This is a genomic window from Pseudomonas syringae group sp. 26L6, from assembly GCF_032587815.1.
GTDB classification, from domain to species: domain Bacteria; phylum Pseudomonadota; class Gammaproteobacteria; order Pseudomonadales; family Pseudomonadaceae; genus Aquipseudomonas; species Aquipseudomonas amygdali.
Map to the genome: position 1 here is coordinate 63,914 of NZ_JAWHPJ010000009.1, position 25,801 is coordinate 89,714.

25 protein-coding genes are annotated in these 25,801 nt (G+C 59.3%); 21 read left to right on the forward strand and 4 right to left on the reverse strand.

All coding sequences use genetic code 11. From position 1 onward, the window contains the following. Positions 1 to 18: 18 nt before the first annotated feature. Positions 19 to 1,335, reverse strand: a complete 1,317-nt coding sequence (locus RYA97_RS02895; protein ID WP_117139937.1) for an APC family permease — start codon at positions 1,333 to 1,335, stop codon at positions 19 to 21. 230 nt (positions 1,336 to 1,565) lie between these two features. Here RYA97_RS02895 and RYA97_RS02900 point away from each other — a divergent pair, with 230 nt between their 5' ends. Continuing rightward, positions 1,566 to 2,426 carry a CAP domain-containing protein gene (locus RYA97_RS02900; RefSeq protein ID WP_394342688.1) on the forward strand — a complete coding sequence of 287 codons (861 nt, stop codon included), beginning with the start codon at positions 1,566 to 1,568 and terminating at the stop codon, positions 2,424 to 2,426. Between the two features lie 50 nt (positions 2,427 to 2,476). Here RYA97_RS02900 and RYA97_RS02905 read toward each other — a convergent pair whose 3' ends face one another. Then, a complete protein-coding gene (locus RYA97_RS02905) occupies positions 2,477 to 5,971 on the reverse strand; it encodes a hypothetical protein (RefSeq protein ID WP_316891847.1) in 3,495 nt (1,164 codons plus the stop codon). 550 nt (positions 5,972 to 6,521) lie between these two features. Between RYA97_RS02905 and RYA97_RS02910 the strand changes: the two genes are divergently transcribed. The 7 genes from RYA97_RS02910 to RYA97_RS02940 all read left to right on the forward strand — a co-directional run bounded on the left by RYA97_RS02910 (position 6,522) and on the right by RYA97_RS02940 (position 12,354). Beyond that, positions 6,522 to 6,683 (forward strand): hypothetical protein, encoded by a 162-nt coding sequence (locus RYA97_RS02910; protein ID WP_004660836.1) that lies wholly within the window; start codon positions 6,522 to 6,524, stop codon positions 6,681 to 6,683. Between the two features lie 122 nt (positions 6,684 to 6,805). Further along, the gene (locus RYA97_RS02915; RefSeq protein WP_029241021.1) at positions 6,806 to 7,744 is read left to right on the forward strand and encodes an FHA domain-containing protein; all 939 of its coding nucleotides are present in this window, start codon (positions 6,806 to 6,808) and stop codon (positions 7,742 to 7,744) included. Further along, positions 7,741 to 8,100, forward strand: coding sequence for a hypothetical protein (locus tag RYA97_RS02920; RefSeq protein WP_004660832.1), 360 nt, complete (start codon positions 7,741 to 7,743; stop codon positions 8,098 to 8,100). Before RYA97_RS02915 ends, RYA97_RS02920 begins: the two co-directional genes overlap by 4 nt. Then, entirely contained in the window at positions 8,097 to 8,435 is a 339-nt protein-coding gene (locus RYA97_RS02925; RefSeq protein ID WP_002553567.1) for a tetratricopeptide repeat protein, read from the forward strand. The genes RYA97_RS02920 and RYA97_RS02925 overlap by 4 nt, the downstream gene beginning before the upstream one ends. Continuing rightward, entirely contained in the window at positions 8,432 to 10,615 is a 2,184-nt protein-coding gene (gene sctV, locus RYA97_RS02930) for a type III secretion system export apparatus subunit SctV (RefSeq protein ID WP_016982093.1), read from the forward strand. The genes RYA97_RS02925 and sctV overlap by 4 nt, the downstream gene beginning before the upstream one ends. Next, positions 10,612 to 11,925: a type II and III secretion system protein family protein gene (locus tag RYA97_RS02935; RefSeq protein ID WP_057404010.1), complete on the forward strand. Its 1,314-nt coding sequence runs from the start codon at positions 10,612 to 10,614 to the stop codon at positions 11,923 to 11,925. The genes sctV and RYA97_RS02935 overlap by 4 nt, the downstream gene beginning before the upstream one ends. Positions 11,926 to 11,937: 12 nt before the next feature. After that, entirely contained in the window at positions 11,938 to 12,354 is a 417-nt protein-coding gene (locus tag RYA97_RS02940; protein ID WP_057404018.1) for a hypothetical protein, read from the forward strand. 2 nt (positions 12,355 to 12,356) lie between these two features. Here the strand turns inward: RYA97_RS02940 and RYA97_RS02945 are convergent, their stop codons facing one another. Then, positions 12,357 to 13,139 carry a tetratricopeptide repeat protein gene (locus RYA97_RS02945; protein WP_016982090.1) on the reverse strand — a complete coding sequence of 261 codons (783 nt, stop codon included), beginning with the start codon at positions 13,137 to 13,139 and terminating at the stop codon, positions 12,357 to 12,359. Between the two features lie 151 nt (positions 13,140 to 13,290). Here RYA97_RS02945 and RYA97_RS02950 point away from each other — a divergent pair, with 151 nt between their 5' ends. The 13 genes from RYA97_RS02950 (at position 13,291) to RYA97_RS03010 (ending at position 22,300) form a co-directional block, all read left to right on the forward strand. After that, positions 13,291 to 13,902: a hypothetical protein gene (locus tag RYA97_RS02950; RefSeq protein WP_057404009.1), complete on the forward strand. Its 612-nt coding sequence runs from the start codon at positions 13,291 to 13,293 to the stop codon at positions 13,900 to 13,902. Between the two features lie 21 nt (positions 13,903 to 13,923). After that, complete coding sequence (locus RYA97_RS02955) at positions 13,924 to 14,142, forward strand: hypothetical protein (RefSeq protein ID WP_002553572.1); 219 nt, start codon at positions 13,924 to 13,926, stop codon at positions 14,140 to 14,142. A 9-nt stretch (positions 14,143 to 14,151) separates the two neighbouring features. After that, positions 14,152 to 14,583, forward strand: a complete 432-nt coding sequence (locus RYA97_RS02960; RefSeq protein WP_002553573.1) for a hypothetical protein — start codon at positions 14,152 to 14,154, stop codon at positions 14,581 to 14,583. A 3-nt stretch (positions 14,584 to 14,586) separates the two neighbouring features. Further along, complete coding sequence (gene sctJ / locus RYA97_RS02965; RefSeq protein ID WP_005733361.1) at positions 14,587 to 15,366, forward strand: type III secretion system inner membrane ring lipoprotein SctJ; 780 nt, start codon at positions 14,587 to 14,589, stop codon at positions 15,364 to 15,366. Beyond that, positions 15,363 to 15,983 carry a type III secretion protein gene (locus RYA97_RS02970; RefSeq protein WP_117139934.1) on the forward strand — a complete coding sequence of 207 codons (621 nt, stop codon included), beginning with the start codon at positions 15,363 to 15,365 and terminating at the stop codon, positions 15,981 to 15,983. Before sctJ ends, RYA97_RS02970 begins: the two co-directional genes overlap by 4 nt. After that, positions 15,976 to 16,569 (forward strand): FliH/SctL family protein, encoded by a 594-nt coding sequence (locus tag RYA97_RS02975; protein WP_005743515.1) that lies wholly within the window; start codon positions 15,976 to 15,978, stop codon positions 16,567 to 16,569. Before RYA97_RS02970 ends, RYA97_RS02975 begins: the two co-directional genes overlap by 8 nt. Further along, positions 16,566 to 17,894, forward strand: coding sequence for a FliI/YscN family ATPase (locus RYA97_RS02980; protein ID WP_117139933.1), 1,329 nt, complete (start codon positions 16,566 to 16,568; stop codon positions 17,892 to 17,894). Before RYA97_RS02975 ends, RYA97_RS02980 begins: the two co-directional genes overlap by 4 nt. 73 nt (positions 17,895 to 17,967) lie before the next feature. Then, the gene (locus tag RYA97_RS02985) at positions 17,968 to 18,453 is read left to right on the forward strand and encodes a hypothetical protein (RefSeq protein WP_057404005.1); all 486 of its coding nucleotides are present in this window, start codon (positions 17,968 to 17,970) and stop codon (positions 18,451 to 18,453) included. After that, positions 18,450 to 19,505, forward strand: a complete 1,056-nt coding sequence (gene sctQ / locus RYA97_RS02990) for a type III secretion system cytoplasmic ring protein SctQ (RefSeq protein WP_057404004.1) — start codon at positions 18,450 to 18,452, stop codon at positions 19,503 to 19,505. The genes RYA97_RS02985 and sctQ overlap by 4 nt, the downstream gene beginning before the upstream one ends. Further along, positions 19,502 to 20,158: a type III secretion system export apparatus subunit SctR gene (gene sctR / locus RYA97_RS02995; protein ID WP_004658168.1), complete on the forward strand. Its 657-nt coding sequence runs from the start codon at positions 19,502 to 19,504 to the stop codon at positions 20,156 to 20,158. The genes sctQ and sctR overlap by 4 nt, the downstream gene beginning before the upstream one ends. 4 nt (positions 20,159 to 20,162) lie before the next feature. Further along, positions 20,163 to 20,432: an EscS/YscS/HrcS family type III secretion system export apparatus protein gene (locus RYA97_RS03000; protein WP_004665006.1), complete on the forward strand. Its 270-nt coding sequence runs from the start codon at positions 20,163 to 20,165 to the stop codon at positions 20,430 to 20,432. A 6-nt stretch (positions 20,433 to 20,438) separates the two neighbouring features. Then, entirely contained in the window at positions 20,439 to 21,257 is an 819-nt protein-coding gene (gene sctT, locus RYA97_RS03005; RefSeq protein ID WP_004643252.1) for a type III secretion system export apparatus subunit SctT, read from the forward strand. Further along, entirely contained in the window at positions 21,254 to 22,300 is a 1,047-nt protein-coding gene (locus RYA97_RS03010) for an EscU/YscU/HrcU family type III secretion system export apparatus switch protein (RefSeq protein WP_117139932.1), read from the forward strand. The genes sctT and RYA97_RS03010 overlap by 4 nt, the downstream gene beginning before the upstream one ends. 16 nt (positions 22,301 to 22,316) lie before the next feature. Here the strand turns inward: RYA97_RS03010 and RYA97_RS03015 are convergent, their stop codons facing one another. Then, positions 22,317 to 25,157 carry an ATP-binding protein gene (locus tag RYA97_RS03015; protein ID WP_046832857.1) on the reverse strand — a complete coding sequence of 947 codons (2,841 nt, stop codon included), beginning with the start codon at positions 25,155 to 25,157 and terminating at the stop codon, positions 22,317 to 22,319. Positions 25,158 to 25,801: the final 644 nt, after the last annotated feature.

Genomic DNA, 25,801 nt, shown 5'->3' on the forward strand with positions numbered 1-25,801 from the left:
ATGCATCACAAATGCCGTTCAGCGCGGGTGTGAAACCAGCACTGAACTGCCTAATCGGGTCAGTCCATAAAGCGCGGCTCCGACAGCGAGCATCATGCCGGCACGCAACCAGGTTTCAGGGCCTTGCTGGGTCAGCAAAAGCAGGCAGGAAAGAATCGCCAATACCGGAATGACCCAGTGAACCTGAAAATGGCCGGCTTCGACCTTGTCACGCTTGAGCACCAGAACCGCGATATTGACGCTGAGAAACACGAACAGCAGCAATAACACCACGGTTTCAGCGAGCGTGGTGAGGGTGCTGGTAAAGGACAGCGCGATGGCAACCACTGTGGTTGCGAAAATGGCCACGCCGGGTGTGCGCCGTTGAGGCAGAACCGAACCCATCACCGCGGGCAACAGTCCTTCACGAGCCATCCCGAAGGTCAGTCTGCTGGCCATGATCATGGTCAGCAGTGCGCCATTGGCAACTGCAATCAGCGCGATCACCGCGAACCATGGGGCAGGTATCCCCAACCCTGAAGCACTGACGACATCCATCAGCGGGGCCTGCGAAGCTTTCAACTGTTCGACGGGCAGCACCATGGCCGCGCCCACGCCGACCAGCATGTAAACCACGCCTGCAATGAGCAGTGCACCGAATAGCGCCCGTGGATAAACCCTGCGCACATCCTTGATCTCTTCGGCCAGGTTGGCAGACGTTTCAAAGCCCACAAATGAATAAAATGCCAGTAGCGATGCGGCAAGAATCGCGGTGGCGGGTGAGGTAGTGTCCAGTTCGAATACACGTTGCGGCACACCATTGCCCTGACTGACAAACCAGACTGCGGCCGCAATCACCATTGCCAGCCCGCTCAGCTCAATCAGGGTCATTACCAGATTGGCCGACAACGACTCCTTGATGCCACGCGCATTCAACAGCGCGACAATCACCAGAAAGCCCACACATACCCACTGTGCGGGCCAGCTTACCAACGCCTGGAAGTAGTCGCCGGCAAACGCGACCGCCAGCCCGGCAGCACTGGTGACACCTGCCGCCACCATGGAAAAGCCGACCAGAAACGACAGCAGTGGCTTGCCAAAGGCTTTTTCGGCGTACACCGCCGCACCGCCCGCACGAGGGTATTTAGTCACCAGTTCCGCGTAGGATGCAGCGGTCAGCAAGGCGAAGCACAGGGCAATCAGCAGGGGTGCCCAGATGGCTCCGCCGACACGTCCGGCGATGGTGCCTGCCAATGCATAGACGCCAGCACCCAGCACGTCACCGAGGATGAACAGTGTCAGCATCGGTGCCGTGATTGCCCGGCGCAGCGACGGAGTTTCGGGAGGAGTGGCCATGGTGAAAGAATCCTTTCTCGGCAGTTACAGGAGGTCTGTAAGGAAGATCGTGATGGTCCGGGTAAATTCAACGTGATCGCGAGAGGCCCGGATCAGCGGTGCTTTTTGCCGGAACAGGCATTTGAATAACCACTGCACCTGAACATGCAGCATGAACCAAGAGGCTTTTTCAGGGTCCTATTCGGGCCTTGAAATTCATGGCGTGCCTTTTCCTTTTCGAGTCTGTGTTCATGCCTGAATCGCACCGTTATTTCTGGCGCATGTGCGTGTACCTCGTGCCTCTGCTGCCCATGTACGCCAGCCATGCCAGTGCCAGTGACGAGCGACAACTGGTCCAGGCCATTAACGATTTTCGGGGGCAACCTCAGCGCTGCGAAGCACGGATGACAAAAATCTCCAGGGCGCTGACGCTCAACACCAGCGTAGCGTTGCCGATCAATTTCGCTGGCAGTTCACGTGATGCGCTCAAGGCATCCGGTTACCAGGCGGTCACCGTCCGGACCATACGACTTGCGGGTGCGCAGAGCGCTGGTGAGGCGTTCGGCATGCTCGAAAAACGCTATTGCGGCGCTTTGCTTGACCCGCAATACGCCGACATCGGTATCACTCGCGAGCGTGGCGACTGGCGTGTGGTATTGGCGAAACCGTTGATCGACGAAAGCCTGGAAGATGCACGCTCGGCTGGCCGCATACTTCTGGCGCAGGTCAATGCCGCGCGAGCCAAGCCGCGCATGTGTGGCAAGCAGCCGTTTCCTTCGGCCAGACCGTTGAGCTGGAACACGACCCTGGAAATGGCTGCACAGGGGCACAGCCAGTCGATGGCCAGCGAGAATTACTTCACGCATCGCGGCTTTGATAACGACTCACCGGCAGATCGCGCCCGTGCGGCAGGTTACGGCGGACGGCAGATCGGTGAAAACATCGCAGCAGGGCAGAGCACCGTCAGCAAGGCAATGGCCAGCTGGCTGGCCAGCCCGGGACATTGCGCCAACCTGATGAACCCGATGTTTACCGAGGTCGGCGCGGCCTATGCGACGGCTACCAACGCCGATTACGGTGTGTACTGGACCATGCTGTTTGGCGCTCCCTGATCAACCGAAAAGCCGCCTGAACGGCGGCTTGTCGAACATGCATGAATGGCTCAGACCTTCGAGCCGCTCCAGCGCGGTGCTTCTCTCAATTCGTCACGCTTCTGTTGATCCGGCGATTTGTGTGGCTCGCCGTATTCCACGTGTAACGTGTCATCAAGGCGGTTGGTGGAAGAGCCGCCTTCCTGCGGCGTTTCGTCGAAATGCTTCCACTCGGCACTCTGGAAGCGGAACAGGCTGTCGTCTTCAGGCGCTTCGCGTTCGCGATAGTGGTGGATCGAGTAGTGTGCATATTCGACCTTGTCGCCCCAGTCGGACTGCAGCAAACCGTCTGCCGCCAGATCGCGATACCAGTCGTTTTCCTTTTCGGATGCTTTCTGCTTTTTGTTATGGTCGACGAAATAGCCAATGATCCCGCCAACGACAGCAATCACAACGCCGACGAGGAAGAATGGCCCGGCCAGCGCGGTGGCCGCCGCGCCGCCTGCACCCACCAGCGCCGCGGTTCCCAGTACGCCGGCTGACGCGCCGAAGGCACCGCCGGCAATCTGCAGGCCGCCTGCGGCCTGAGCGAGCTTGTCACCTGACTTCACGCCGTCCTTGATGGTGAATGCACCCAGTACGATATCGGCAAAACCACCAGCCAGATCCGTTGCAGGCCCCAGCACTTTGACGACCGAGCCTGCGATTTTATTGGCAGTTCCAGAGGGCAGCTTGGCCCCTGAAGCCTGCACGGCGTCATCCAGCCGCTGGGTGATGCCGCCCATGGCCTGGCGTTCCGCTTCTGCACCGCCAGCCATGTCGCCCAGCGTCGAATTGAGCCGATATTCATCAGTCGCATCCAGTGCGGTGCGGATCTCGCTCAGGTTGCTTGCGGAAATGCCGCTGACCCTGACTTCCTTGGCCTTGCCAAAGCTTTCCTTGCCCCAGATCTCCGGTAACGTCTTGTCCAGCCCCAGCATGTCCACCAGGCCGCCTTTGCCCATCAGGTCGCCAACCTGATCAGCCAGACGTACAAAATGGCTGGCACCGCCGGCAAAGCTCAGAAAGTCCTTGGCAATGCCCAAGCGCTGAATCGGTGTCTCGCCTAGCTTGCCGCCGTTACCGACCAGTTGATAAATCGCCGAGAACAGCGACACGCCTGCTGCAACGGAGCCCATGACGCCTTTGCTATTGAGCGTATTGAAGATTTCGCCCAGTTTGCCGCGATCAGCGACCGGTATGTAGGGTTTGGAAAGGGCTGTCTTGATGTCTGCCTCGCTGACCTTGCCGTTTTTCTGATAGGCATCACCGACCTCCTTGAGCGCCTTTGCGATGTCTGCGGGCTTGGCGTTGCCCACGACACCTTCCTGAAGGAATTTTTCGAAGGTGGGCTGCAGGAAGCGCGGCATATCGACCAGAAAGCCCTTGAGCTCTGCCTTGAGCAGGCCGAACAGGTCCTTGGTGGCGAGGGCGTTATTCTCGTCGCTGATCTTCGACGGATCGGCGACCAGATCGTTGAGATCGCTGGTCAAACCGTCGGCCTGAATAGACTGTGCCGCCTTGCTGGCGCCTTCTGGATCGACCAGCGCAAGTGAGGACAAGGTGTCGCTCAGGTCTTTCTGCGCCTCTTGGCCAAGGCCCTGCTTTTTCAGGTCCTTGAGGTAAAGTACGTAATCGGGATTGGCGGTGAGGTCGAGCAGCTTCTGCTTGATTTCGTCCTTGTTGGGCACTTTGCCCAGTGCATCGGTCATCTTGCTCTGGTAGTCCTGCTGCACGGTAGGATCAGAGAACAGTGTGGTCAGTTGTTCTTGCAGCTTGCCGCCATCAATGATGTCGTGCATGTCGGCCGAACTGAGTTGGGTCTGTTTGCTGTCGAATTCGCGCCAGGTGCCGCCGAAAGCGCCTTTGGCCTCTTCATAACCGGTCAGGCCGCGACCGTTGTCATAAGCAGCCTGCGCCTCGATTGCCCTGACCAGTTTTGCGCGAGGGTCATCCTTGGCAATATCCCCTTTGTTCACACCGTCGCGGTATTGGTCGAGCAGTTCCTTGGTCGCCAGTTCGCCGACGTTCAGCTCTTCGGAATTCTCGTCATCCTTGTCGGCTTTCACGCCGGTTTTCTGCCCCATCAGATCCAGCTCGGCCACGGGCGGCAAGTTATGCCGACTGCGGGTTTCACCGATATTGCCGGTGCCCAGCTCATTCCATTTTTCCACCACGTCATCGTACAACTGCGGGCTGGAATCCTTGGAGACGATGAACTTGCCATCGCCGTTCTCGAAACGAATCAGACCCGCGCCTAATTCGTCCGGTGAACCGATGGTTATGTCCTGATTCTTCAAAAAGTCATGAGGCTCTGCCAACGTGTAACCTTCTTCCCGGCTGCTGTTGATCTTGTTCCAGGCGTCATGGAGGGTGGTTACTTTGTCGAATAGTTCAGGGGTCAATGCTTCAGTGACGACAATCCGCTCACCGCTCTGATTCTGATAGCTGATCTGGCTTCCTTCCTGGCCAGACACCCAAGTGAACTGTGTAATGTCGTTCAAGCTGGGAATGGGGGTGTTGCGGTCAGCAAGAATCTGCCCTTCGTTGACTGCTGTTTCCATCGCAGCTCTTTTTTGCGGGTCCGACACTATGGTTTGCAGCGCTGCCAGATAATCGAACAACTTCGGATTGTCGTCACGGGTGACCACGACCTTCTCTCCGTTGTGCTCATAACGGATAGTGTCCGGGCCGACCTCATTCAACGGGCCGACGGTGGTGCCGAATACGGGTGGCCATACTTCGGTGTCACCCGCCCTGCGATAACCTTGCGCTTCGCTCGTGTTCAGCCCGGTCAGGGTATTGAAAGCGTCTTTGGCCGCGCTGTACAGCTCAGGATTGTCGCTCTTGGCCACGACAATTTTATTGCCGTCACGGTCGACATAACGCATCACGCCCGGCCCGACTTCATCCACCGGGCCGACCACTGCAAAGCCTGCAATGTTTTCCGGCGGCTTTTCGTCCGCGCCTGCCACCCTGTAGCCTTCGCGCTGACTGCTGCCTACGCCGGATAGCGATTTGAACTCCGATGCCACCTGTTTGAAGAGTTCCGGGTTCTGTTGCTGCGAAACGATGACCTTGCTGCCATCGGCGGCTTCATAGCGAATCAGCCCCGGCCCCATTTCGTCCGGTGCTCCGATACGGGCATAGCCGCTCAGCGTCGCTGGCGCGGCAGCATCAGCCTTCGCTGGGGAGTAGCCAGCAGCCACACTGGCCCTGAAGCCTGCCACTCGGGGTTGGTCTTCGACGACCTGACGATAGAGCTCCGGGCTGGTGGATTTGCTTACCAGTACCTGATCGCCTTCCTGGGTGATGTAGCGCACTGTGTCAGCCGCCACAGTGCCGGGCTTTTCTATCGATGCGTAACTGCCCAGCGCAGGTGCCTTTTCGTCTGCGCCCGCTGGCCGGTATTGGCCGCCATTGCGGTTGCTGGTCTGCAGCACCTGGTTGAATCGCGTTCGGGCATTCGCGCCCGGTGCGGGGGGCGGAAGAGGGCCAGGCGCCGGGCTGATCGTGGACGTCGACATAGCATATAACTCCTGTTGTTAACCGCTGGACGTGGAGCAGGCGACTCAATAATTGAGTGCCGCGAGGCGAACGAAACCCTGTGTTCAATGACGAACTCTTTATTCGTGTGAATAGTTTGAACGGCGTCTCGTTTTCAAATCAAAAGAACAGGGCTTATGGGCCGACACTATCATTCCGACAAGTGAAGTGGCGGATCGCTAATCTCTTTTCACAACAATTCACACGCGTCGATAAATAATAACGGCTCTGGCGAACACCCCGTAAACGTTGGAGCCCCGTCTCGTGGTACATAAAAAATTAATATCACCAGAAATAAACCAGAAATAAATATCACTTTGATATCACCTTGGATTTACGGTATTAATTCGTTGTGAAATCTGATTTCACAACGTTTCACAGCATCGAACAAGTTTCGCTGATTACTATTAATTGGCAGCGCGGCAATTAGCTTAGTGTCTCTGCACCGTGTTGTGTAATGGCACATTGACCTGCTCTTGAGCCGGTTGTTAATCAGCAGATAGATCCCTACTCGAAGCAAGGAGAAACAACATGAGTTCGACTCCACCCGTAAGCTCCGGCAATTCAGACGCAGCAATCGATAAAATGTCGGCGACCTTTGATATGGCTATCGAGAAATCGGCCAAGATCACTGAAATCTCCACTGCCAAGAAAGCAGAGCTGGATGCTACCAAGCAACGTCCACAGAACTGACGTTGTCATGCAGGCAGCGCTACAGCTGCCTGCATTCACTGCGCATCGAAATTCTTCCGATCGACAGTTTTGCCCGGCTTTGACATGCCGTTTCCGGTAGATCACACGGTGGTGACTCGATCATGACAGCCTTGATCTCATTGAGCGGAACGCCCGACGCTGCTGTGCAGGAAAGCGGCGTAGCCCGGCTCGAAATTCTTCATGGTTTGCATCAGGGCGTTTCGCTGCTCCTGGACAATCCTGTCTATGTGATTGGCAGTGCTGTTCCGGCCGACCTTGTGCTGGGCGATGCTGATGTGGCCGAGCAACATGTTCGTCTGCGATTCTCCGTCGAACACGTCGCAATAGAAGCCTTGGGCGACGATGTGACGGTTTTCGACAGCCTTGGCCAACGTCGGGTTGTCAACGTCGGCCATGGTCAGCGCATCTCCTTGCCTGTCGAGTTGCTGGTCGGACAGAGCAGGCTGTGCTTGCGCAGCACACGAAGTGCCCGACCCATCCCCGCTGTGTCCCGCCGCCTGGCGCTGCTTAAATGGCCAGCACTGGCTGCACTTTTGTTGCTGGTGACATGTGCCACTGCATTTGCCTTTCGTGCACCTGCCGAGTCGGTCCGGCACTCCATTGCAGATTCCGTCCCTGGTTCGTCAGTGCCCGGCAAGAACGCCCCTACACTTAGCCAGGCCCGAAGCTGGCTTGAGGGTGCGCTACAGGACGCCAGGCTCACGCAATTGCGGGTTGAGGAACGGGGCGGGCAGCTCAATGTTGAGGGCGCTTTTCCCGCTGCCCAAAAAAGCAGTTGGCTGCAGATTCAACAGGCCTTTGACACTCGGTTTGGCCAGCATATTGTCTTGACGCCCAACGTGCAGGCAAGCACGGCGCTTGCGGCACCTCGCGTGCGTTTTCAGGCGGTGTGGTTCGGTCGCAATCCCTACGTGATCGATGAGCATGGCAAGCGTGTCTACCCCGGCGCACTGTTACCAGACAACTGGAGGCTGGAGAGTATTGAGGGCAATCAGGTCCGTCTTGTACGCGGTGATGAACGGTTTGCCTTCACCTTATGAAAGTCGATCTGCGGCCCGTAGCGCCGCCTTCAGCCGACTCTTTGCCCGCTGTCGAGCGTGTTGCTCCGGCGCAGCCGCGTCAGGGAACCCGTTTCGAAGCGCTGCTTGATCAGCGCGAGCGCAAGGTTCGTCGGTCGTTGCGCGGCGAGCTGGAGCAGACCGGGCAGGCTTCTGGTGTCAATGCGCAGCTTTTTGGCACAGCGCGTTCGCTACAAGTACTGCGCTATGTGCTGGACGAAGTGTTACCGGCACTGGACGCCGAACCGGAGATCCGCGAACTCGCCGAAGACGTGATTCGTGAAGAGATCGACATGCGGCTGCTATTGGAACAGCAACGCGCCGAGGTGCAGTCATGAGCATCAGTCAGGATCGCGAATGCATAGAGTTGCTCCACGGTATGGGTGATCTGTACCGGCGCAGTGGCCAGCCACAACGTGCACTGGTGATGTTGCTGATTGCGATACAGCTGGCACCGACGAACAGCGCGCTGCTGCACAGCCTGGTGCTGGCGTTCACCGACAGCGGAGACACCGACCGGGCCATTGCGGCACTGGACAGGCTGGTCGAGCAGCAAGGCGAGAGCGCCGCGCTGCTTCTGTTGCGTAGCCGCGCGTTGTGGAAGGCCGGCCGCAAGGACGACGCGCGGCAATGCTTCAGACGCTACCTGGAAGCCCGGAGGGCTGCGCAATGACCCTCATGAATGCTCTGAATCGCCTGGCGGTAACTGCGTCTAAACGCACCGATGTGATCATCGTTGCGTTCATGCTGATGGCTATCGCGATGATGATCATTCCGATGCCGACCTATTTGGTGGACGCGCTGATCGGAGTCAACATCGCCCTGAGCCTGCTGATTCTCATCGTCGCGTTCTACATCAACCACTCGGTGGAGTTTTCCGCGCTGCCGCCGCTGATCCTGCTCAGCACGCTGTTTCGTTTGTCGCTCTCGATCACCACCACTCGCCTGATTCTGCTGGACGGCAATGCTGGTCATATCGTCAAGGCGTTCGGTGATTTCGTGATTGCCGGTCAGGTCGTTGTGGGTCTGGTCGTATTTCTGATCATTACGGTTGCCCAGTTCGTGGTCATTACCAAGGGTGCTGAGCGGGTCGCTGAAGTCGCTGCGCGTTTTACCCTGGATGCGATGCCCGGCAAGCAGATGAGCATTGATAACGACTTGCGCAACGGTGACATCGACCAGTTCGAGGCCAGACGTCGTCGTTCACGCCTGGAGCGTGAAAGCCAGATGTTCGGAGCTATGGACGGCGCCATGAAGTTCGTCAAGGGTGATGCCATTGCCGGGTTGGTGATTTTGTTCGTCAACCTGCTGGGCGGCATGATGATCGGCATGGTCCAGCGCGGTATGCCGTTCGCCGAAGCCGCGCATGTCTATTCGTTACTGACCGTCGGTGACGGGCTCATTGCGCAGATCCCGGCACTGTTGATTTCCGTAGCCGCAGGGACCGTGGTGACCCGCGTCAACAGCGACGGCGAAGAGCGTGACCTGGGCACCGAGATTGTCAGGCAACTGAGCGCCAGCCATCGTGCGCTGGGTCTGACTGCGCTGATCCTGCTGGGCGTAGGCATGCTGCCGGGGTTTCCGTTGCTGGTGTTTGTCGGTCTGGCCGCCGTGCTGGGCGGCAGCGCGTTTGTGCTCTGGCGCCGGGATCGTCGTGCCGCCCGGTCACTGGTCAAGGACGAGCTGCAAGAGCATGAAACGATGGCCGAGCCCGGGGCATCCTCTGGAGCTTCCGGGGCTTCGAACGATGCCGCGGAAGATGCCTTGGAAAGCGCCGAGCGGCCACGCGACAGCCAGGTGCTGCTGAGTATCGGAACCGGATTGGCCGAGGCCGCCCCGTTGCAGCCCCTGCGTCAGCGTATCGAAGCGTTGTGTCACGACATTCGTATCAATCTGGGTGTCGAGGTGCCGCTGCCCGAGGTTTATCTGGACCGCAGCCTGCCAGCCGATCGTTTCCAGGTCGAGCTTGAAGGTGTACCCGTCAGTGAGGGCGAATTCAGCGGCATGGCGCTTTTGCTGCAGGACGATCCGGTGCATGCACAACTGGTTTCTGTCGAAACCTTTGAGGCGCCTTCGCCGATCGGTTCCCGTCCCGGCCGCTGGGCAGGGCGCGAGCATGCGGAACGTTTGCAGGATGCCGGTATTGGTTTTCTGTTCGCCGATGAAGTGTTGCGCGAAGTACTGGACCGTACGTTGCGCCGTTATGCCGCCGACTTTCTGGGTATTCAGGAAACCCGCCTGATGCTGGAACAGCTTGAGGGTAAGTACGGTGAGCTGATCAAGGAAGTGCTGCGCATTCTGCCGCTGCAGCGTATCGCAGAGGCCTTGCGTTTGCTGGTCTCTGAAGGGGTATCGATACGCAATCGTCGCGGCCTGCTGGAGTCGATGGTGGAGTGGGGCAGTATTGAATCTGACGCGGGCAGACTGACCGAGCATCTGCGCGCAGGACTTGCGCGGCAGATCAGTCATCAGTATGCCGATCGCAACCGGGTGATCAGCGCCTTTGTACTGGCACCTGCGCTTGAAGAACAACTGCGCGCCACGCTGGCTCGCCAGGAAAAGAGCCGTGATTCGCTGCCCGATGACATCGGCCGGACCGTACTGGTACAGCTGCGTCGCCTGTGCGACATGCTGCCGGAACATGATTTGACGGTATTGCTTGTACATTCGGAGCTGCGTCGGTGTATGCGCCGTCTCATCGTGCGCGGCGAGCTGCAACTGGCGGTTCTGTCCTTTCGTGAACTGGCCAGTGAATACAACCTTCAAGCGGTCGGCACTGTCAGCCTGACCGATGTCCTTGCACGCCCGGCATCCAGGGCCGGTGCTGTCACTCCTCTGGCGACTGCCTCATGACCTCAGTAAGCGTAATCCGGATGTTTCTCGTGGGTGTGGGCGCGTTGCTCATGGGCACAGGTTCGTTTGCCGAAAACATTGCCAAAGGAGCCAAAGGCACAGTCGATCTGGCCATCGGTGAAGGCCGCGTTCTGCATTTTTCAGCCCCCGTGGACTCGGTGATGGTGGCCGAGCCGGGTATTGCCGACTTGCAGGTGGTGTCACCCGGCGTGATCTACGTGTTCGGCAAGGCCGCAGGGCAGACCAGTCTGATTGCCCTGGACAGCGAGGGCCGGGAGACCGCTGCGTTGAGTCTGGCGGTAAGCAGCGGCACTGCTGCTGTGACACGCCCGCTCAAGGCGTTGCACCCGCAGAGTCAGGCGCGGATCAATGCCTCCGGCAGCCGGGTGATTGCCAGTGGCTCCGTGCAGGATGTCGGTGAAGCAACCGATCTTAATGCCTTGCTGAGCACCGAGGGGCAGAACTTTCAGTCGACGGTAAACAGTGCCACTTACGCAGGGTCGGCGCAGGTGAATATCCGCGTGCGTTTCGCCGAAGTCTCGCGCTCCGAACTGTTGCGCTATGGCGTGAACTGGAATGCCTTGTTCAATAACGGCACTTTTTCATTCGGCTTGCTGACGGGGGGCGCTTTGGCCGCCGATGCAGCGGGCGGCGCATCGAACGTAATCAGCGCCGGGCTTGCGTCGGGCAATGTCAACATCGACGCGATGCTGGAGGCGCTGCAAAGCAACGGAGTGCTCGAAGTTCTGGCCGAGCCGAACATTACCGCCATGACCGGGCAGACTGCGAGCTTTCTGGCTGGCGGTGAAGTGGCGGTGCCGGTGCCGGTCAACCGTGAAGTCGTCGGTATCGAATACAAGCCTTACGGCGTGTCGTTGCTGTTCAGCCCGACGCTGCTGCCCAACGGGCGCATTGCGTTGCAGGTGCGTCCCGAGGTCAGCAGCCTGATGAGTACCACCACACTGGACGTTAACGGCTATCAGGTGCCGTCGTTTCGGGTACGGCGTGCCGACACTCGTGTGGAAGTCGGCAGTGGTCAGACGTTTGCCATTGCCGGGCTGTTCCAGCGTGAAAGCAGCCAGGACATGGACAAAGTGCCGATGCTGGGCGACATGCCGATTCTGGGCAATCTGTTCCGCTCCAAGCGCTTTCAGCGCAACGAAACCGAACTGGTGATTCTGATCACTCCGTATCTGGTCGAGCCGGTCAAGGATCGCGTGGTGGCGACGCCGCTGGACAAACAGCGCGCCGCCAGCACCGCGTCGGCAGGTCCGCGCAGTGGTGGCGCATTCGGCTTTTACATGAACTGAAAGGGAATGGCCATGAACCTCATCTGCGCTATGTCACGCCCGCCGGTTCTGATGCTTTTGTGTCTGCTGGCAGGCTGCAAGACCCACCTCGACCCAGTGAGCTATTCACCGGATTATGCAGCGATCACCCGTGCCGATGGCCGTGTGGAGCTGGTGCCCCAGGCCTGTGTGCAACCGGCTGCACAGGACGAGATCGGTGTAGGTGAGGATTTTCAGCCATTGTTGCCGCCGGGCTGTGCCAGCAACCTGATTCTGCTGCAAATGGTCGAGCAGCGCGCAGATGTCATGCACGGCCGTGACACCGGGCCTGTCATGGCTGCACCGGTCGGGCGCGCCGCGCAGGTTTACATCGACGGGTATGACCGCGAAGAGCTGCGTCGGCGTCAGGCAGAGCAACAGGCCAGTACTGACACGCAGGAGGCCCGATGACCTCAGTTAGCGTCAATCAGCCCCAGTTCACGAGCCTGCTCGGCGCGGTCCGGTATGGCCTTGACACGCCGGGCTTCGGCGATCAGCTTGCCGCGTTCGGCCTTGGTGATATCGTCGAAGGTCATGTTTTTGAGATCTTTCTCTTTTCCGGCCAGGACCATGACCAGCAGCTGGTTGCGTTGATGCCGCGGTTGCGCAAGGGGCGACTGGCTGACGCTGCGGATGGTCTCCAGGGCCTTCTGGTCGTCATCGCCCAAGGCGTATGCCAAGGCCAGATTGCATCGGGTGTCGAGGTCGTTCGGGGCCAGTCGCAGGCTGGTGCCGAAGGCGCTTTGAGCAGCGTCGGCCTGGCCACTCAGAATGTGCGCGATGCCCAGACGGTTCCAGGCCTGTGGCTGCTGCAACGCGTCGGCGGCCTGGGTCAGCGCAGTGATGGCGCGTTCCAGCTTACCCTGACGCAACTGCGCAGTACCCAGGCCCAGCAGCGCATCCGGGTCGTCGGCTTTCAGCTCAAGCGCCCGCTGATAAGCGCGCTCTGCGCCACGCGTGTCGTTGCTGACGAGCAGGGCTGCACCGAGTTTGCGCCACGCCTCGACACCCGCTTCGGGCTGCTGCGTGGCGCGCTGGTAGAACGACGCTGCCGTCGTCGAGTCGCCGCGTTTCTCCAGGTCGGCGGCCAGTTGCATGAAGCGCTCGTAGCTGGCGTCGGATTTGGGCTGAGTCGAACACGCCGCCAGACTCAGGCAGCCGAGCAACAACAACGTGGGGACGGAACGAGGTGGCATGGGCAAGGCTCTTGTGAAAGGGGGCGGGGCGAGGCGTATCAGCCGTCGACAGCCTTTGAGGGCGAGCGCCATTTTATAGCCCCTGCGCTGAATAGCGACCGTTTTCTGAAGCCTGTCTGCCAGCGGCCGTCGCATTGTCACGGAGGGCGCCATGAAGCACTTCAGGGCTGACCCGCCAGTTTCAAAATTGCTGATGCTGATCCTGCTGTGCCTGTTATCCGGCGTGCTTAAGGCCGCCTCGGAACGTCAGCCCGACTGGTTCTCAGAGCCTTACGCCTACGTGCTGGTCGACCAGGATATTCGCGGTGCGCTGACTGAGTTCGGTCAACACCTTGGCCTGATCGTGGTGTTTTCCGAGAAGGTCCGGGGCAACGCACGAGGCACGGTACGTGGCGAGGATGCCGGTGAGTTTCTCACCCGCTTGTGCGATGCGAATCAACTGAGCTGGTACTTCGACGGCAACGTACTGCACATCGCCGGTGCCGATGAGGTCACCACCCGTGTGTTCGACCTGCAAGGGCCGCGGCTTGAAGAGTTGCAGCGTTATATGGCGCGGCTGGAAGTGTCCGGCCAGCCGATGTCCAGCCGCGTCAGCCCCGATAGCGACAGCCTTTTTGTTTCAGGGCCGCCAGCCTGGCTGGCGCAGATTCAGCACCATGTGGATCGTCAACCTGCCGCCGAGGTCGCGCCTGTAGTGCGTGAACGCGGCGTGCGGGTGTTTCGTGGCGGTGTCGTCACTCAAGTCGCTACCGACCGTCAGTAAACCGAAGAAGGAGCACTACCCATGTCCATCAACGCCGTAGACAGCAATGTAGACATCAATGTTTCCAGTCAGGAATCGCGCTTCAACGCCGCCGTCGAAAATGCCGAGCAGGCTGCCAGCGACAGTGAGTTCAACGATGCCCTGATTACCCAGGCGGTCACCATTGGCGGGCAGTTCATTATCATGCCGCGCGCTCAGGAAATGCTCAACGAAGCCCAATCTGACGACGACTCTGAATAGGTTCCGACCATGACCGTCAATCCAGCTGCATCACCGGCGGCGGCTGCCTTGCCTTCGCCGGGAGGAGGCGGGGTTCCGCAGGCTTCCCAGAACCTCTTCGAACACATGGCCGAGACTTCCAAAGGCATGCCGCAGGGTGCCAGCCCGCATCAGATCGGTAGCAACCTGATGGAGCGACTGGATGGTTTTATTGACCGCTCGCGGCAGTTCTCAGAGCGGGCCGATGCGCTGACCCAGGGTAATGCGCTGCAGTCCGCCAATCATGCTCCGAGCCCAGCCACCAGCGCTGTCCAGGCGCCGGGCAAGGTAGGTGAGCCGCAGGTCGATCGCATCGTCCAATCGCTTGGACGGATGTTCGATTACTCCATCGAAACCCAGATGGTGGTACGCGGGGCAACCCAGATATCCGGCTCTGCCAACACCCTTCTAAAAGGTCAATGAACCATGCCCAAACGCCGCCGTGTCTTGCGCCTGTTGATAGTGGCGACGCTTGCAAGCCTGTTGCAGGCCTGCGATATCGATCTTTACACCAACCTCGGCGAGCGTGAGGCCAACGCCATGCTGGCGGTGCTGTTGCGTGATGGCATCCCGGCGTCACGCAAGGTTCAGGACAACGGTCAGCTCAAGGTGATGGTCGACGAAAAGCGCTTTGTCCAGGCGATGGCGGCGTTGGACGACGCAGGCCTGCCAGGGCAGAGCTTTTCCAATATGGGAGAGATTTTCAAAGGCAATGGCCTGGTGTCCTCGCCAGTGCAGGAGCGCGCGCAGATGGTGTATGCGCTGAGTGAGGAGCTGTCCCATACCGTTTCGCAGATAGATGGCATTCTGTCCGCGCGGGTGCATGTGGTGCTGCCTGACAATGATTTACTCAAACGGGTGATTTCGCCGTCCTCGGCATCGGTGCTGGTCCGTTTTGACCCGCGAACCGACATCAATGTGCTGATCCCGCAGATCAAGACGCTGGTTGCCAACGGCATCTCCGGGCTGGGCTACGACGGTGTTTCAGTCACGGCGATCAAGGCAGTCATTCCCGACAAGGCCAGTGCCCAGCCGCAGTTGGGCAGTTTCCTGGGCCTGTGGATGCTTGAAGATGACCTGCCAGCGGCACGCTGGTTGTTTGGCACTCTGCTGCTGGTTGCGCTGGTGCTTGCCGGACTGCTGGGCCGACAGTTCTGGCAGCGACGCCGGGGCGAGGGCTCATACGTGTTGAGTGAAGCGTCATGAATACGGCGCTGACCAGCCAGTGGCACGCACTGGCCGAACGTCCCTTGGCCTTTGTCCGCGAGCGCTGTCTGGCCGAATGCCTTGAACGTGACATTGATGCTGCCCGACTTGCAGCGTTACGCGATTCACCGCGCTTTACCGCACGCCTTGAACAATTGCTGACCGGACATTTCAAGCTACAGCCGCTGGCGCAGTTGGACCTGCCTGCGGAACAGGATCTGGCTGTACTGCTGCTGAGCGAAAGCGATTTTTCGCGTTTGACACGCCTGTGTGGTGCGGTCTGGCACGCAGCAACGCTGAGTCGGGAAATTCGTGGCGAAGTGGTCAGCGAGTACCGTCGTCTGCTGGGTAACGACACATTTTCGCTGGCCCTCACTCATCGGCATCTGGCCGGTGCGGCCAATCTATTGCGTACACCTGCCGAGTTGCTCCAGGCCATCGATCGCGATGGTGCTGCCTGTGTGGCCGCCTGGCTACAGTCCTGTCCTGCACAACTGCAGGCCTGGCTGCGGCTGCGTCTGGCTGAACCTGTGCACGCTGCACCGGATGATGCGAAACAGGTGACGGTGGTGCAAACCGTTGCTCGACACCTGACGGAGATCAGCAGCCATGAGTGATCTGCCAACACGACCAGGCTCCCGGGTGTTGCGTGCTGCCGACGCCGCTCGCTGGATCGACGGATTTGCCTTCATCGAAGCCGCGCATGAAGAGGCACGTTGCGTGCGGGAAAACAGCGCGCGATGGCTCGAACAGGCTCGCGCCGAAGGCTTCGAGCATGCCAGACAGGAGGGCGCCGAACGGGCCGCTGCATTGCTGGCACAGACCAGCGCCGAGGTCGACCGCTACCTTGCCGGCCTGGAAACTTCGTTGGCTGAACTGGCACTGGGTATCGCCCGACAGGTACTGGGAGAGATTGACGAGCGCGAGCGGCTGTTACGTTGTGCTGCGCAGGCGTTGGCAGCGTTTCGTCAGGATCAGGCGTTGACTCTGCATGTACCCGGCGCTGAAGTCGAAGGTCTGCGCCAGCACCTGGCCCATGCGCCGCTGCCCCTGCATTCGCTGAGTATCGAAGGCGATGACCAGCTCGAAGCAGGGCAGGCGCGGTTGGGTGGCCCGGCGGGGTCCGTGGAACTCGGGCTGGAGGCCCAGCTGGATAATCTGCGCCGTGCGTTGTTGCCGCTGGCAGAAGGTGATACGCGATGACTGAGGCTCTGACGACGCTGCTGCCCAACCTCGGGTTGCGCTTGCAATTCGCCCAGCCCAGGCCCATGCGTGGGACGCTGCGCAGTATTCGTGGCGTGTTGCTGCGCGCCAGCGTCGCCGGCGTAGGCATCGGAGAGTTATGTGTGCTGCGCGATCCGGGTAACGGCCGAGAGCTGTCGGCGGAAGTTATCGGCTTCGATGAAGATGACGCGATCCTGTCGCCTATCGGCTCGATGGAGGGCCTTTCGACGCGTACCCAGATCATCGCCACAGGCCAGGCGCTCGGCGTGCAGGTTGGCGATGCCTTGCTGGGTCGTGTGATCAGCCCTATGGGCGAGTTTCTCGACGGGCCTGCGCCGACTGCCACGCTCGGGATGCAGCATTATCCGTTGCATGCAGAACCTCCGGCGCCCTTCAGCCGCCAGCGAATCGTCAAGCCACTGTCATTGGGCATACGAGCTATCGACAGCCTGTCGACCCTCGGCCAGGGGCAACGCATGGGTATTTTCGGCGAGCCGGGGGTGGGTAAGTCTTCCTTGTTGGCGAGTATCGTTCGCAATAGCGATGCCGACGTGATCGTCATCGGGCTGATCGGCGAGCGTGGCCGTGAAGTACGCGAACTGCTTGAAGGGCAACTCGACGCCATGGCCCGTGCACGTACCGTGGCGGTGGTTGCCACCTCTGACCGGCCCGCCGCCGAGCGGGTCAGGGCGGCTTACGTAGCGACCACTCTGGCTGAGTATCACCGTGATCAGGGGCGCAATGTGCTCTTGTTGATGGACAGCCTGACCCGTTTTGCCCGTGCCCAGCGCGAAATTGGTCTGGCAGTGGGGGAGCCGCCGACCCGGCGCGGTTATCCGCCTTCTTTTTTCTCGGCATTGCCGCGCCTGCTGGAGCGCGCCGGCCCTGGCCCGCAGGGCAGCATCACGGCGCTTTACACCGTATTGACCGAAGGTGATGCGGCCATGGACCCGGTGGCCGAGGAGACTCGCTCAATCCTTGATGGCCATATCGTGCTGAGCGCCGAACTGGCGCAGCGCGATCACTTTCCGGCAATCGATGTTTTACGCAGTCGCAGCCGCTTGATGGACCACATTGCGACTGCCGAACACAGGCACCTGGCATCACGGCTGCGTGAGTTGATTGCCCGCCGTCAGGAAATCGAACTGTTGATTCAGGTGGGTGAGTACGCGGCTGGCAGTGACCCGATAGCCGACGAGGCAATTGCCCGCCATTCGCCGATCGAGGCATTTCTGCGTCAGCCGCCCTCCGAACATGACAGCCTTGCGCAAACTCTGGCCCGCCTGCGCAAGGTGCTGGCATGAGCCCGTTTTTCGATTCGGCTCCTGATTCACTCTACGACTCGACGCCGATGGGTCTTTGCTATGGAAAAAAACGATGAAGAAGGCCGACCTGTACAGCCTGCAAGCCTTGCGTCTGTTGCGTGAGCAGCGCGCTGCCGCTCATCTTGGCGCTCAACGGGAGCGCTGCCGTGATAGCCACACCGAGCTGGATCAGGCACGGGAAAAGTTACGCCTGCACCGGGAACAACTGGCTCGGGAGGCCGAGCAGGCGGTCGGCCAGCTCGGCGAGGGCCTGTCGGTCAGCGAGTGGAAGGTCGTTCAGGAGCGCTTGAAGCAACTGCATGACGAACGCAAGGCATTGCAGGCCGATGCCGATAATGCGGTGTTGAACCTTGAGACTGAAGAGCAGGCACGCAAGCGGCTCAGGCAGGCGCACCTTGAACAGCTGAAAAAGTCCCGAGCCTGGCAGAACCTCGTCGAACAGCGTATGCGCAACGATGCGCGGGCCAGTGAGCAGCGCGATGAGGCCGATCAGGCAGACCTGCCCGTCAAAGGGTCCCCACCTGGAGACGAGCAATGACGGTGTGCGTACAGCCAATGCCTTCGCCTCCAGGCATTGGTTCAGTCCGAAGCCGACTTGCCCGGTTCGATGCTGATCTGCTGAGTTTGCATAACCTGTTGCATCGCCAGACAGCATCGTGGCGGATCGTTCTTGGGCAGCGCGTCATGCACGTGAGCTTGGCCAGCGCAGGTGGCGAGTGTCGCCGACCGGTGAGGGTGGCCATCAGGTTCGGACAGGCCTACCTCGAACTTGTTGTTCCGTCGCGTCTTTTCGAGCTGTCAGGGCTGGGCTGGCTGCCAGGTGCGTCAGTCGATACCCAGACCGACACCTTGTTACTGGAGCAGGCCTGGCTGAGCTGGATCGAGCCTCTGGAAACATTATCGGACGAGCCTGTTCAGGTGCTCCCGTGGCCTGCACATCCGCTCGAAAATCCACTCAGGCTCGCGTTGGAAGTGCGGCCTGATGAGGGGCAGGCACAGACGCTGGAAATACATTTGAATGCTGACAGTGCCCGGCACGTCATCGCGCTGCTCGACCGTAACGCTGTTACAAGACCGCAGCCGCTTGATGCATTGGTACTCACGCTGAGTGTCGAGGCCGGGCAGGCACCATTAACCACCGCAGAGCTGCACAGTCTGGTGCCGGGCGATGTGGTCATGCTCGACACCCTGGCCGACACCCAGGTGCTGCTGCGACTGGGCAAGCGCTACCGGACGGTTGCCAGGCACCAGGGTGAAACCCTCGAATGGCTGGGTCCTCTGCGCACCGTCAGTCCCCATTATGTTTCCCACACTTTCAACAGGAACGATTCGATGAGTGAAATGACCGACGGTTCCGATCTGGATACTTCGCTGGATGAGCTGCCGCTTACGCTGGTCTGCCAACTGGGCAGCGTTGAACTGACGCTGGCGCAACTGCGCGAGATGGCGCCGGGCAGCCTGTTGCCGCTGGCCGGTTCGAGGCACGATGAGGTGGACCTGATGGTCAATGGCCGCCGTATAGGCCGTGGCGAGTTGGTGAGTATCGGCGACGGTCTGGGTGTGCGACTGCTGGGTTTCACTGCCTCATGAACGGTTACCAGCCGAACCTGATCGAAATCATTCTGGTCGTCGCTACTATCGGTTTGATTCCACTGGCCGTCGTGACGCTGACAGGATTCATGAAGATATCCGTGGTGCTGTTTCTGATCCGCAATGCGCTGGGCGTGCAGCAGACGCCGCCCAATCTGGTGCTTTACGGCATTGCGCTGATTCTGTCGGTATACGTGACCACGCCGCTGATCGGTGACATGTACCGGGAGGTGCAAGGCCGCGATCTGAGCCTGCAGAATGTCCAGCAACTGGAGGAACTCGGCAGCGCCTTGCGCCCGCCATTACAGGCGCACCTTTCGAAGTTCGCCAATGAAAGCGAACGCGGTTTTTTCGTCCAGGCCACTGAAACCATATGGTCGCCCGAAGCGCGAGCCGATCTGCGCGATGACGATCTTGTCGTGCTGATTCCGGCGTTCGTCAGCTCTGAACTGACCCGTGCCTTCGAGATCGGTTTTCTGCTCTATATCCCGTTTCTGGTCGTCGATCTGTTGGTCTCCAATGTGCTCATGGCGATGGGCATGTCGATGGTCTCGCCCACCTTGATTTCAATTCCGTTGAAGATTTTTCTGTTTGTGGCGCTCAGTGGCTGGTCACGACTGATGCACGGTCTGATCCTGAGCTACGGAGGCTGACGCTGTGGGCCAGGATGTTTTTCTCTCGCTGATGAACAAGGCGCTGATGACTGTCTTGCTGCTCTCCGCTCCGGCATTGGTCGTGGCCATTGTCGTCGGCCTTAGTGTGGGACTGTTACAGGCGCTGACCCAGATTCAGGACCAGACACTGCCGCAAGTGGTCAAGCTGGTAGCGGTATTGCTGGTGATCGTGTTTGTCGGGCCGTTGCTGGCCGGGCAGGTGGCAGAGCTGGGCAATCAGGTGCTGGACAACTTTCCCTTGTGGACCCGATGAGTCGTCATGGGCGCTGATCTGACCAATGCGTTCATCGAAATCGCTTATCCGGTGATCAGTTCCGCATCGCTGGCAGCTTCGCGGGCGATGGGTGTGGTGATCATTACCCCGGCATTCAATCGTCTGGGCCTGACCGGCATGATCCGTGGCTGCGTGGCAGTGGCGATCTCGGTGCCGATGATCTTGCCGGTGTTCTCGGCGTTTACTTCTATGCCCGAGCACAGCGGTTTTTTCCTCGCGGGGCTGATGATCAAGGAGTTGCTGATAGGGCTGCTGATCGGCCTGTTGTTCGGCATACCGTTCTGGGCTGCCGAGGTGGCTGGTGAACTGATCGACCTGCAACGGGGTTCGACCATGGAACAGCTGGTCGACCCTTTGGGGCAGGGGGAAGCGAGCGTGATGGCCACGCTGCTGACCGTCATGCTCATTACACTGTTTTTCATGTCGGGCGGCTTTATTCTGATGGTCGACGGTTATTACCACAGCTATCAGCTCTGGCCAGTTACCGAGTTCACGCCGTTGTTCAGCAGCGCTGCTCTGACCTCCATTCTGGCCATTCTCGACCAGGTGATGCGCATTGGCGTGCTGATGGTTGCGCCCTTGCTGATTGCGATGCTGATCACTGATCTGATGCTCGCTTACCTGTCGCGCATGGCACCCAGCCTGCATATTTTTGACCTTTCACTGCCGGTCAAAAATCTGTTTTTTGCGGTGTTGATGGTGGTTTATATCGGGTTTCTGATTCCGGTCATGATTGACCAACTGGCGCAATTTCGAGGAACGGTCGAGGTTCTGAAAACGCTGGCCAGCGAGGGCCCGGGATGAGTGAGTCAAGCGAGGAAAAAAGCCAGCCGGCCTCGGACAAGAAGCTACGCGATGCACGCAAGAAGGGGCAGGTTGCCAAGAGCCAGGACCTGGTGTCGGGCATGGTCATCCTGATGTGTACCTTGTGCATCTCGGTGCTGCTGCCCAAGGCACGTGCGCAGGTCGAGGCACTGATAGATCTGACCGCACTGATCTATATCGAGCCGTTTGCAGAGGTCTGGCCACGGCTGCTCGATCATGCCGAGCAGATTGTCATCGGCATTACAGTGCCAGTGGTAGCCGTGACTGTCAGCGCGGTGATCCTGACCAACATCGTGACCATGCGCGGCGTGGTGTTTTCGATCGAGCCGATTCAGCCGGATATCAAACGTATCAACCCTACCGAGGGATTCAAGCGCATTTTCGCGATGCGCAACCTGATCGAATTTCTGAAGGGGCTGGTCAAGGTTGTGTTACTGGCGCTGGCATTCTATGTCGTCGGCCGCCAGGCGCTGCAGGCCCTGATGGAGTCATCACGATGCGGCGAAGGCTGCATCGAGTCGACGTTCTATCTGGTCCTCAAACCACTGGTATTCACCGTGCTTGCAGCGTTTCTGCTGGTCGGCGCGGTAGATGTGCTGATGCAACGCTGGCTGTTCGGCCGTGAAATGAAAATGAGCCATAGCGAACAGAAACGCGAACGCAAGGACATTGATGGCGACCCCATGATCAAGCGCGAACGCCAGCGCCAGCGTCGCGAAATGCAGGCACTGGCCACAAAGCTTGGGTTGGGGCGCGCCTCCTTGGTGATTGGCGACAGCGGAGGCTGGGTGGTGGGCGTACGCTATGTGCGCGGTGAGACACCGGTGCCGATAGTGGTCTGTCGTGCCTCCTCACAGGATTCGAGCACCTTGCTGGCAGAGGCCTTGTCGCTGGGCATTGCCCGCTGGCCCGACGCAAGTCTCGCCGAAATGATCGCCCGGCGCAGCGTAGCTGGTGATCCGGTGCCGGAAAATACGTTTCAGGCAGTGGCCGATGCGCTGGTGGCGCAGCGGCTGATCTGACGCCTGACGCGGTGTTTCAATGCACCGCCGGGCAATGGCGATGGGCTGGTGTGCCGGGGGCGATTTTCAGCCGGTTGAGGTCAGCGTTGATGCGCCACGCCCAGAAATGTGTACCGTCCTGCCGAGCGATGTCCAGTGCCTGGGTCAGCATCTTGCGTACGTCTTCCAGCGCATGAATGTGTGGTTGACTGAGCATCAGCTGTGCCTTGACTCTCATGATCTCCGGCAAATACCAACGATCATGGTGTTCAACAGCGTTGGTGTGAATTTCATCCAGCGTTTCCAGCGCAAGGGGTTCAAGCCGTAGCGCGGCCAGACCTGATACGTACTCGGTATGCAGCATTGAACACAGCGGCGTTTCCACATGGTTGCGCAGCTGTTGAAGCGCTTCTCCCAGCAATGGCACGCCTGCTGCCGGGTCGCCTTCACGAATCAGCAGGATACTCTCATAGCAACTGGTCAACTGACGCCAGATATGCAGCGGTTGCCGTTCGCTGCTTTTTTTAAGCACATCCAGAAAGTGACGTGTCTTGTGCAACGTGCCTGCAATCAGCGTTGCGGGGATCGCACTGATGGCCAGGGTATACCAGAGCGTCGCGGGGTGACTCAGGGCAATGGCCTGCTTCACGTTGGTGTCCAGGGCAACCATCGCCTGGCCGGTATTGCCAACCAGCAACTGTACCTGGGCACGCAATGATTGTGCGGCAATTCGCTGGTCGAAATGCATGTCGATGATATGTGACGAAGCAGACCTTGAAGCGCCCAGAGCTTCTTCGATCGCCTGCCCGGCGGTTTTCATATCGCCCATGTAAAACGCGCTGGTGGCGCGCATTCGCCTGCCCAGCAACTGGCAGTCGGCGATTCTGTAATCCTTGCCCAGCGCGAGGAATCGCAAGGCTACTTCCTTACCCTTGCTGTGCCTGTTGCTGCAGGTGTGGTCGTTCCACTGGCCCCACAAAGCGCGCAGGCGGTACTCGGAGTCGTTGAGCTCTTCGGCATCCTCACTGACCTGTTGCCAGACCTCGCGCATTTTCTGCCCGGCACCGTAGGTAAGCATCAAAATACTGCCGGACATGGTCAACAAGCGCATACGCTGACGACGATCCATCTGTGCCTTTTCTTCGACGTGGCGCGGTGTACCGAGGCTGACCCAGTCCTGGTACTCGCGCACCAGTGACAGCCTGAGCCACAGGGGCGAGCTGCTCAGGGTCAGTTCTACACCAAGTTGTCGATCACCCTCGGCTGAAAAGGCCCAGGTCAGTGCTGCGCGAATAGTGTCGATCTCTGCGGCGTAGCGCTGGGTCCAGACGTCTTGTGTCAACTGATCGAGATCGAGTCTGGCCTGGTTGAGCAGGCGCAGTGCCCACTGGGCGTGGGCGCGGCACAAACGCGGCACATCATCGAGCTGAACGAGCTTGTCATGAGCATATAGACGCGTGGTTTCCAGCAGCCGAAAGCGCTTGCCCTGGCTGTGGTCAAAGGTTCCGAGAAGGGATTTGTCGAGCAGGCTTTCCAGCATCGGTAGCGTCATGCGTACATCCGGCAAGCCGATATTGACGATTGCCATGACGCCATCAAGCGTGAATGAGCCGTTGAAAATGGACAGTTGACGCAGGAGTGCCTGCTCGTGCCCGGTGAGCATGCCGTATGTCCAGTCCAGCGTGGCGCTTAGCGAACGCTGACGCGGTAACGCGGTGCGCAGCCCGGTCATCTGCAAGCGAAAACTGCCGTCCAGCAGCCCGACCAGATCGGCAATGCCGAATGTCCTGACGCGTGCAGCGGCCAGCTCGATTGCCAACGGATTGCCGTCCAATTTGCGGCAGATGGCTGAGACCGCTTCGGTATCGTTGTCAGTCAACACAAATGCGGGGTCCTGCTCTCGGGCACGTGTGACAAACAGTTCCACACCCGAGTAGGCAATGGCAGTCTCGGCGCTGACAGTCTGGTTTTCGTCCGGTACTTGCAGGGGGCTGAGTTCATGCACCCATTCGCCTTGTACGCGTAATGGCTCACGGCTGGTGACCACTACGCAGCACAGTGGGGCATTGGCCAATAATGCTTCTACGGCAGAGGCGGTTTCATCAAGTACATGCTCGCAGTTATCCAGTACCAGCAATTGCGGCCGCTTTGCCAGTGAGGACGGGATGTCACGCAGTGGCTGTTCGTTTTCAGTGCTTAAACCCAGGGCGAAGGCAATGCTGCCCACGACAGGCTGAGCGCAGGTGACCGGCGTCAGGTCAACGAACGCCGTGCTCAACGAGGCATGTGCAGCCAGGCTATCTGCCAGCGCCAGCGCCACAGTGGTCTTGCCCACGCCGCCAGGACCGGTCAAGGTCAGCAAGCGACGCTTCAGCGTCAGTTCATGCAACTGCCGGACCAGCGCGTCACGGCCAAGCACCTGGCGCTTTATCGCCGGTGCCGCAGCAAATGTGTCTTTTGCAGGTGCAGGTGCAGGTGCAGGTAGCGCAGGAGCGGTTGCTGGTTGAACGCTCACCGGGGCGCTGAATCGATAACCCCTGCCTGGCACGGTGACGATATAAGTGAAATCGTCCTGCTCTTCCAGCGCTCTGCGCAACGTCACGATCTGAGCGCGCAGGTTGCATTCTTCCACCACCGCCTTGGGCCAGGCCAGTGTCAGCAATTCGGCCTTTTCCAGCAGTTCGCCGGGGCGTGTTGCGAATGCCACCAGCAGAGACATGGCGCGACTGCCCAGCGGTACCGGCTGCGAGTGCCTGAACAACAGCTGCTGTTGCGGGTGCAGCACAAAAGAGCCGAAGCGGATAGCTTCCTGCCCTTGGAGAGCGTCACGCGTTCTGATATCGACCATTGTACCCGGGCCGCCTGTTTCAAAATCCATGCTTAGACCTGTATCAGAAGTAACAACTGTGCTACCGCACCTTGCAGGAGCATGAAGTATTGATCTTTAAACGGTTTTTTTGATCTGCTTACATCCCGTAACGTCAGCTCGATGAGCTAGACGCGGCTGTTCGGCTGGGACGCTGAATCTTAATTAGCTGATGTGACCGTTTAGTTAGCTATGCATAAACCACGCCCGTAGTAATGGACACCATTTGCCGGTCAACCCGAGTACCGTCTGTCGACTGAGCGATAATTTTCTACAACCCTCATAAAGCGTCTCGGTGAGTTCGACGACTTCGGGCCCTGGGCCGTTGAGATATTCATGCGAAAAACCGGCAATGTGCTGTATTTGCCGTGCCTTCAAGGCTGTATGACTTGTCAGCGTGTCATCAGAAGTAAACCGTCTTGTTACCCGTAACGCGCTGCGTAATGAGGGCGCTGAGACAGCTGTTCGAGGTAACTTTCCGGTCTGTGTCATCCCTTCTTAACGCAAGTCCGATTTAATCGAGTGTGATCGCGGATGCCTGGTCTTTGATCAGGTCCCGTGCCTCTGCCTTTTAGTCAGGCCCAGCTCGCACCAGTCTGACTCATGGCGCAGCTCGTTCTTTTGCGCGGGCAGCAGTTGTCGCTGTGATTTTTCTG

Excerpts from the sequence above, each read along its gene's own strand:
- RYA97_RS02900 (WP_394342688.1), top strand. The coding sequence starts at position 1,566 with ATGCCTGAATCGCACCGTTATTTCTGGCGCATGTGCGTGTACCTCGTG.
- RYA97_RS03010 (WP_117139932.1), top strand. The coding sequence starts at position 21,254 with ATGAGTGAGTCAAGCGAGGAAAAAAGCCAGCCGGCCTCGGACAAGAAG.
- RYA97_RS02980 (WP_117139933.1), top strand. The coding sequence starts at position 16,566 with ATGACTGAGGCTCTGACGACGCTGCTGCCCAACCTCGGGTTGCGCTTG.
- RYA97_RS02935 (WP_057404010.1), top strand. The coding sequence starts at position 10,612 with ATGACCTCAGTAAGCGTAATCCGGATGTTTCTCGTGGGTGTGGGCGCG.
- sctT (WP_004643252.1), top strand. The coding sequence starts at position 20,439 with ATGGGCGCTGATCTGACCAATGCGTTCATCGAAATCGCTTATCCGGTG.
- RYA97_RS02895 (WP_117139937.1), bottom strand. The coding sequence starts at position 1,335 with ATGGCCACTCCTCCCGAAACTCCGTCGCTGCGCCGGGCAATCACGGCA.
- RYA97_RS02915 (WP_029241021.1), top strand. The coding sequence starts at position 6,806 with ATGACAGCCTTGATCTCATTGAGCGGAACGCCCGACGCTGCTGTGCAG.
- RYA97_RS02985 (WP_057404005.1), top strand. The coding sequence starts at position 17,968 with ATGAAGAAGGCCGACCTGTACAGCCTGCAAGCCTTGCGTCTGTTGCGT.
- RYA97_RS02975 (WP_005743515.1), top strand. The coding sequence starts at position 15,976 with ATGAGTGATCTGCCAACACGACCAGGCTCCCGGGTGTTGCGTGCTGCC.
- sctR (WP_004658168.1), top strand. The coding sequence starts at position 19,502 with ATGAACGGTTACCAGCCGAACCTGATCGAAATCATTCTGGTCGTCGCT.
- RYA97_RS02955 (WP_002553572.1), top strand. The coding sequence starts at position 13,924 with ATGTCCATCAACGCCGTAGACAGCAATGTAGACATCAATGTTTCCAGT.
- RYA97_RS03015 (WP_046832857.1), bottom strand. The coding sequence starts at position 25,157 with ATGGATTTTGAAACAGGCGGCCCGGGTACAATGGTCGATATCAGAACG.
- RYA97_RS02950 (WP_057404009.1), top strand. The coding sequence starts at position 13,291 with ATGAAGCACTTCAGGGCTGACCCGCCAGTTTCAAAATTGCTGATGCTG.
- sctQ (WP_057404004.1), top strand. The coding sequence starts at position 18,450 with ATGACGGTGTGCGTACAGCCAATGCCTTCGCCTCCAGGCATTGGTTCA.
- RYA97_RS02940 (WP_057404018.1), top strand. The coding sequence starts at position 11,938 with ATGAACCTCATCTGCGCTATGTCACGCCCGCCGGTTCTGATGCTTTTG.
- RYA97_RS02945 (WP_016982090.1), bottom strand. The coding sequence starts at position 13,139 with ATGCCACCTCGTTCCGTCCCCACGTTGTTGTTGCTCGGCTGCCTGAGT.
- RYA97_RS02970 (WP_117139934.1), top strand. The coding sequence starts at position 15,363 with ATGAATACGGCGCTGACCAGCCAGTGGCACGCACTGGCCGAACGTCCC.
- sctV (WP_016982093.1), top strand. The coding sequence starts at position 8,432 with ATGACCCTCATGAATGCTCTGAATCGCCTGGCGGTAACTGCGTCTAAA.
- RYA97_RS02920 (WP_004660832.1), top strand. The coding sequence starts at position 7,741 with ATGAAAGTCGATCTGCGGCCCGTAGCGCCGCCTTCAGCCGACTCTTTG.
- RYA97_RS02905 (WP_316891847.1), bottom strand. The coding sequence starts at position 5,971 with ATGTCGACGTCCACGATCAGCCCGGCGCCTGGCCCTCTTCCGCCCCCC.
- RYA97_RS02960 (WP_002553573.1), top strand. The coding sequence starts at position 14,152 with ATGACCGTCAATCCAGCTGCATCACCGGCGGCGGCTGCCTTGCCTTCG.
- RYA97_RS02925 (WP_002553567.1), top strand. The coding sequence starts at position 8,097 with ATGAGCATCAGTCAGGATCGCGAATGCATAGAGTTGCTCCACGGTATG.
- sctJ (WP_005733361.1), top strand. The coding sequence starts at position 14,587 with ATGCCCAAACGCCGCCGTGTCTTGCGCCTGTTGATAGTGGCGACGCTT.
- RYA97_RS02910 (WP_004660836.1), top strand. The coding sequence starts at position 6,522 with ATGAGTTCGACTCCACCCGTAAGCTCCGGCAATTCAGACGCAGCAATC.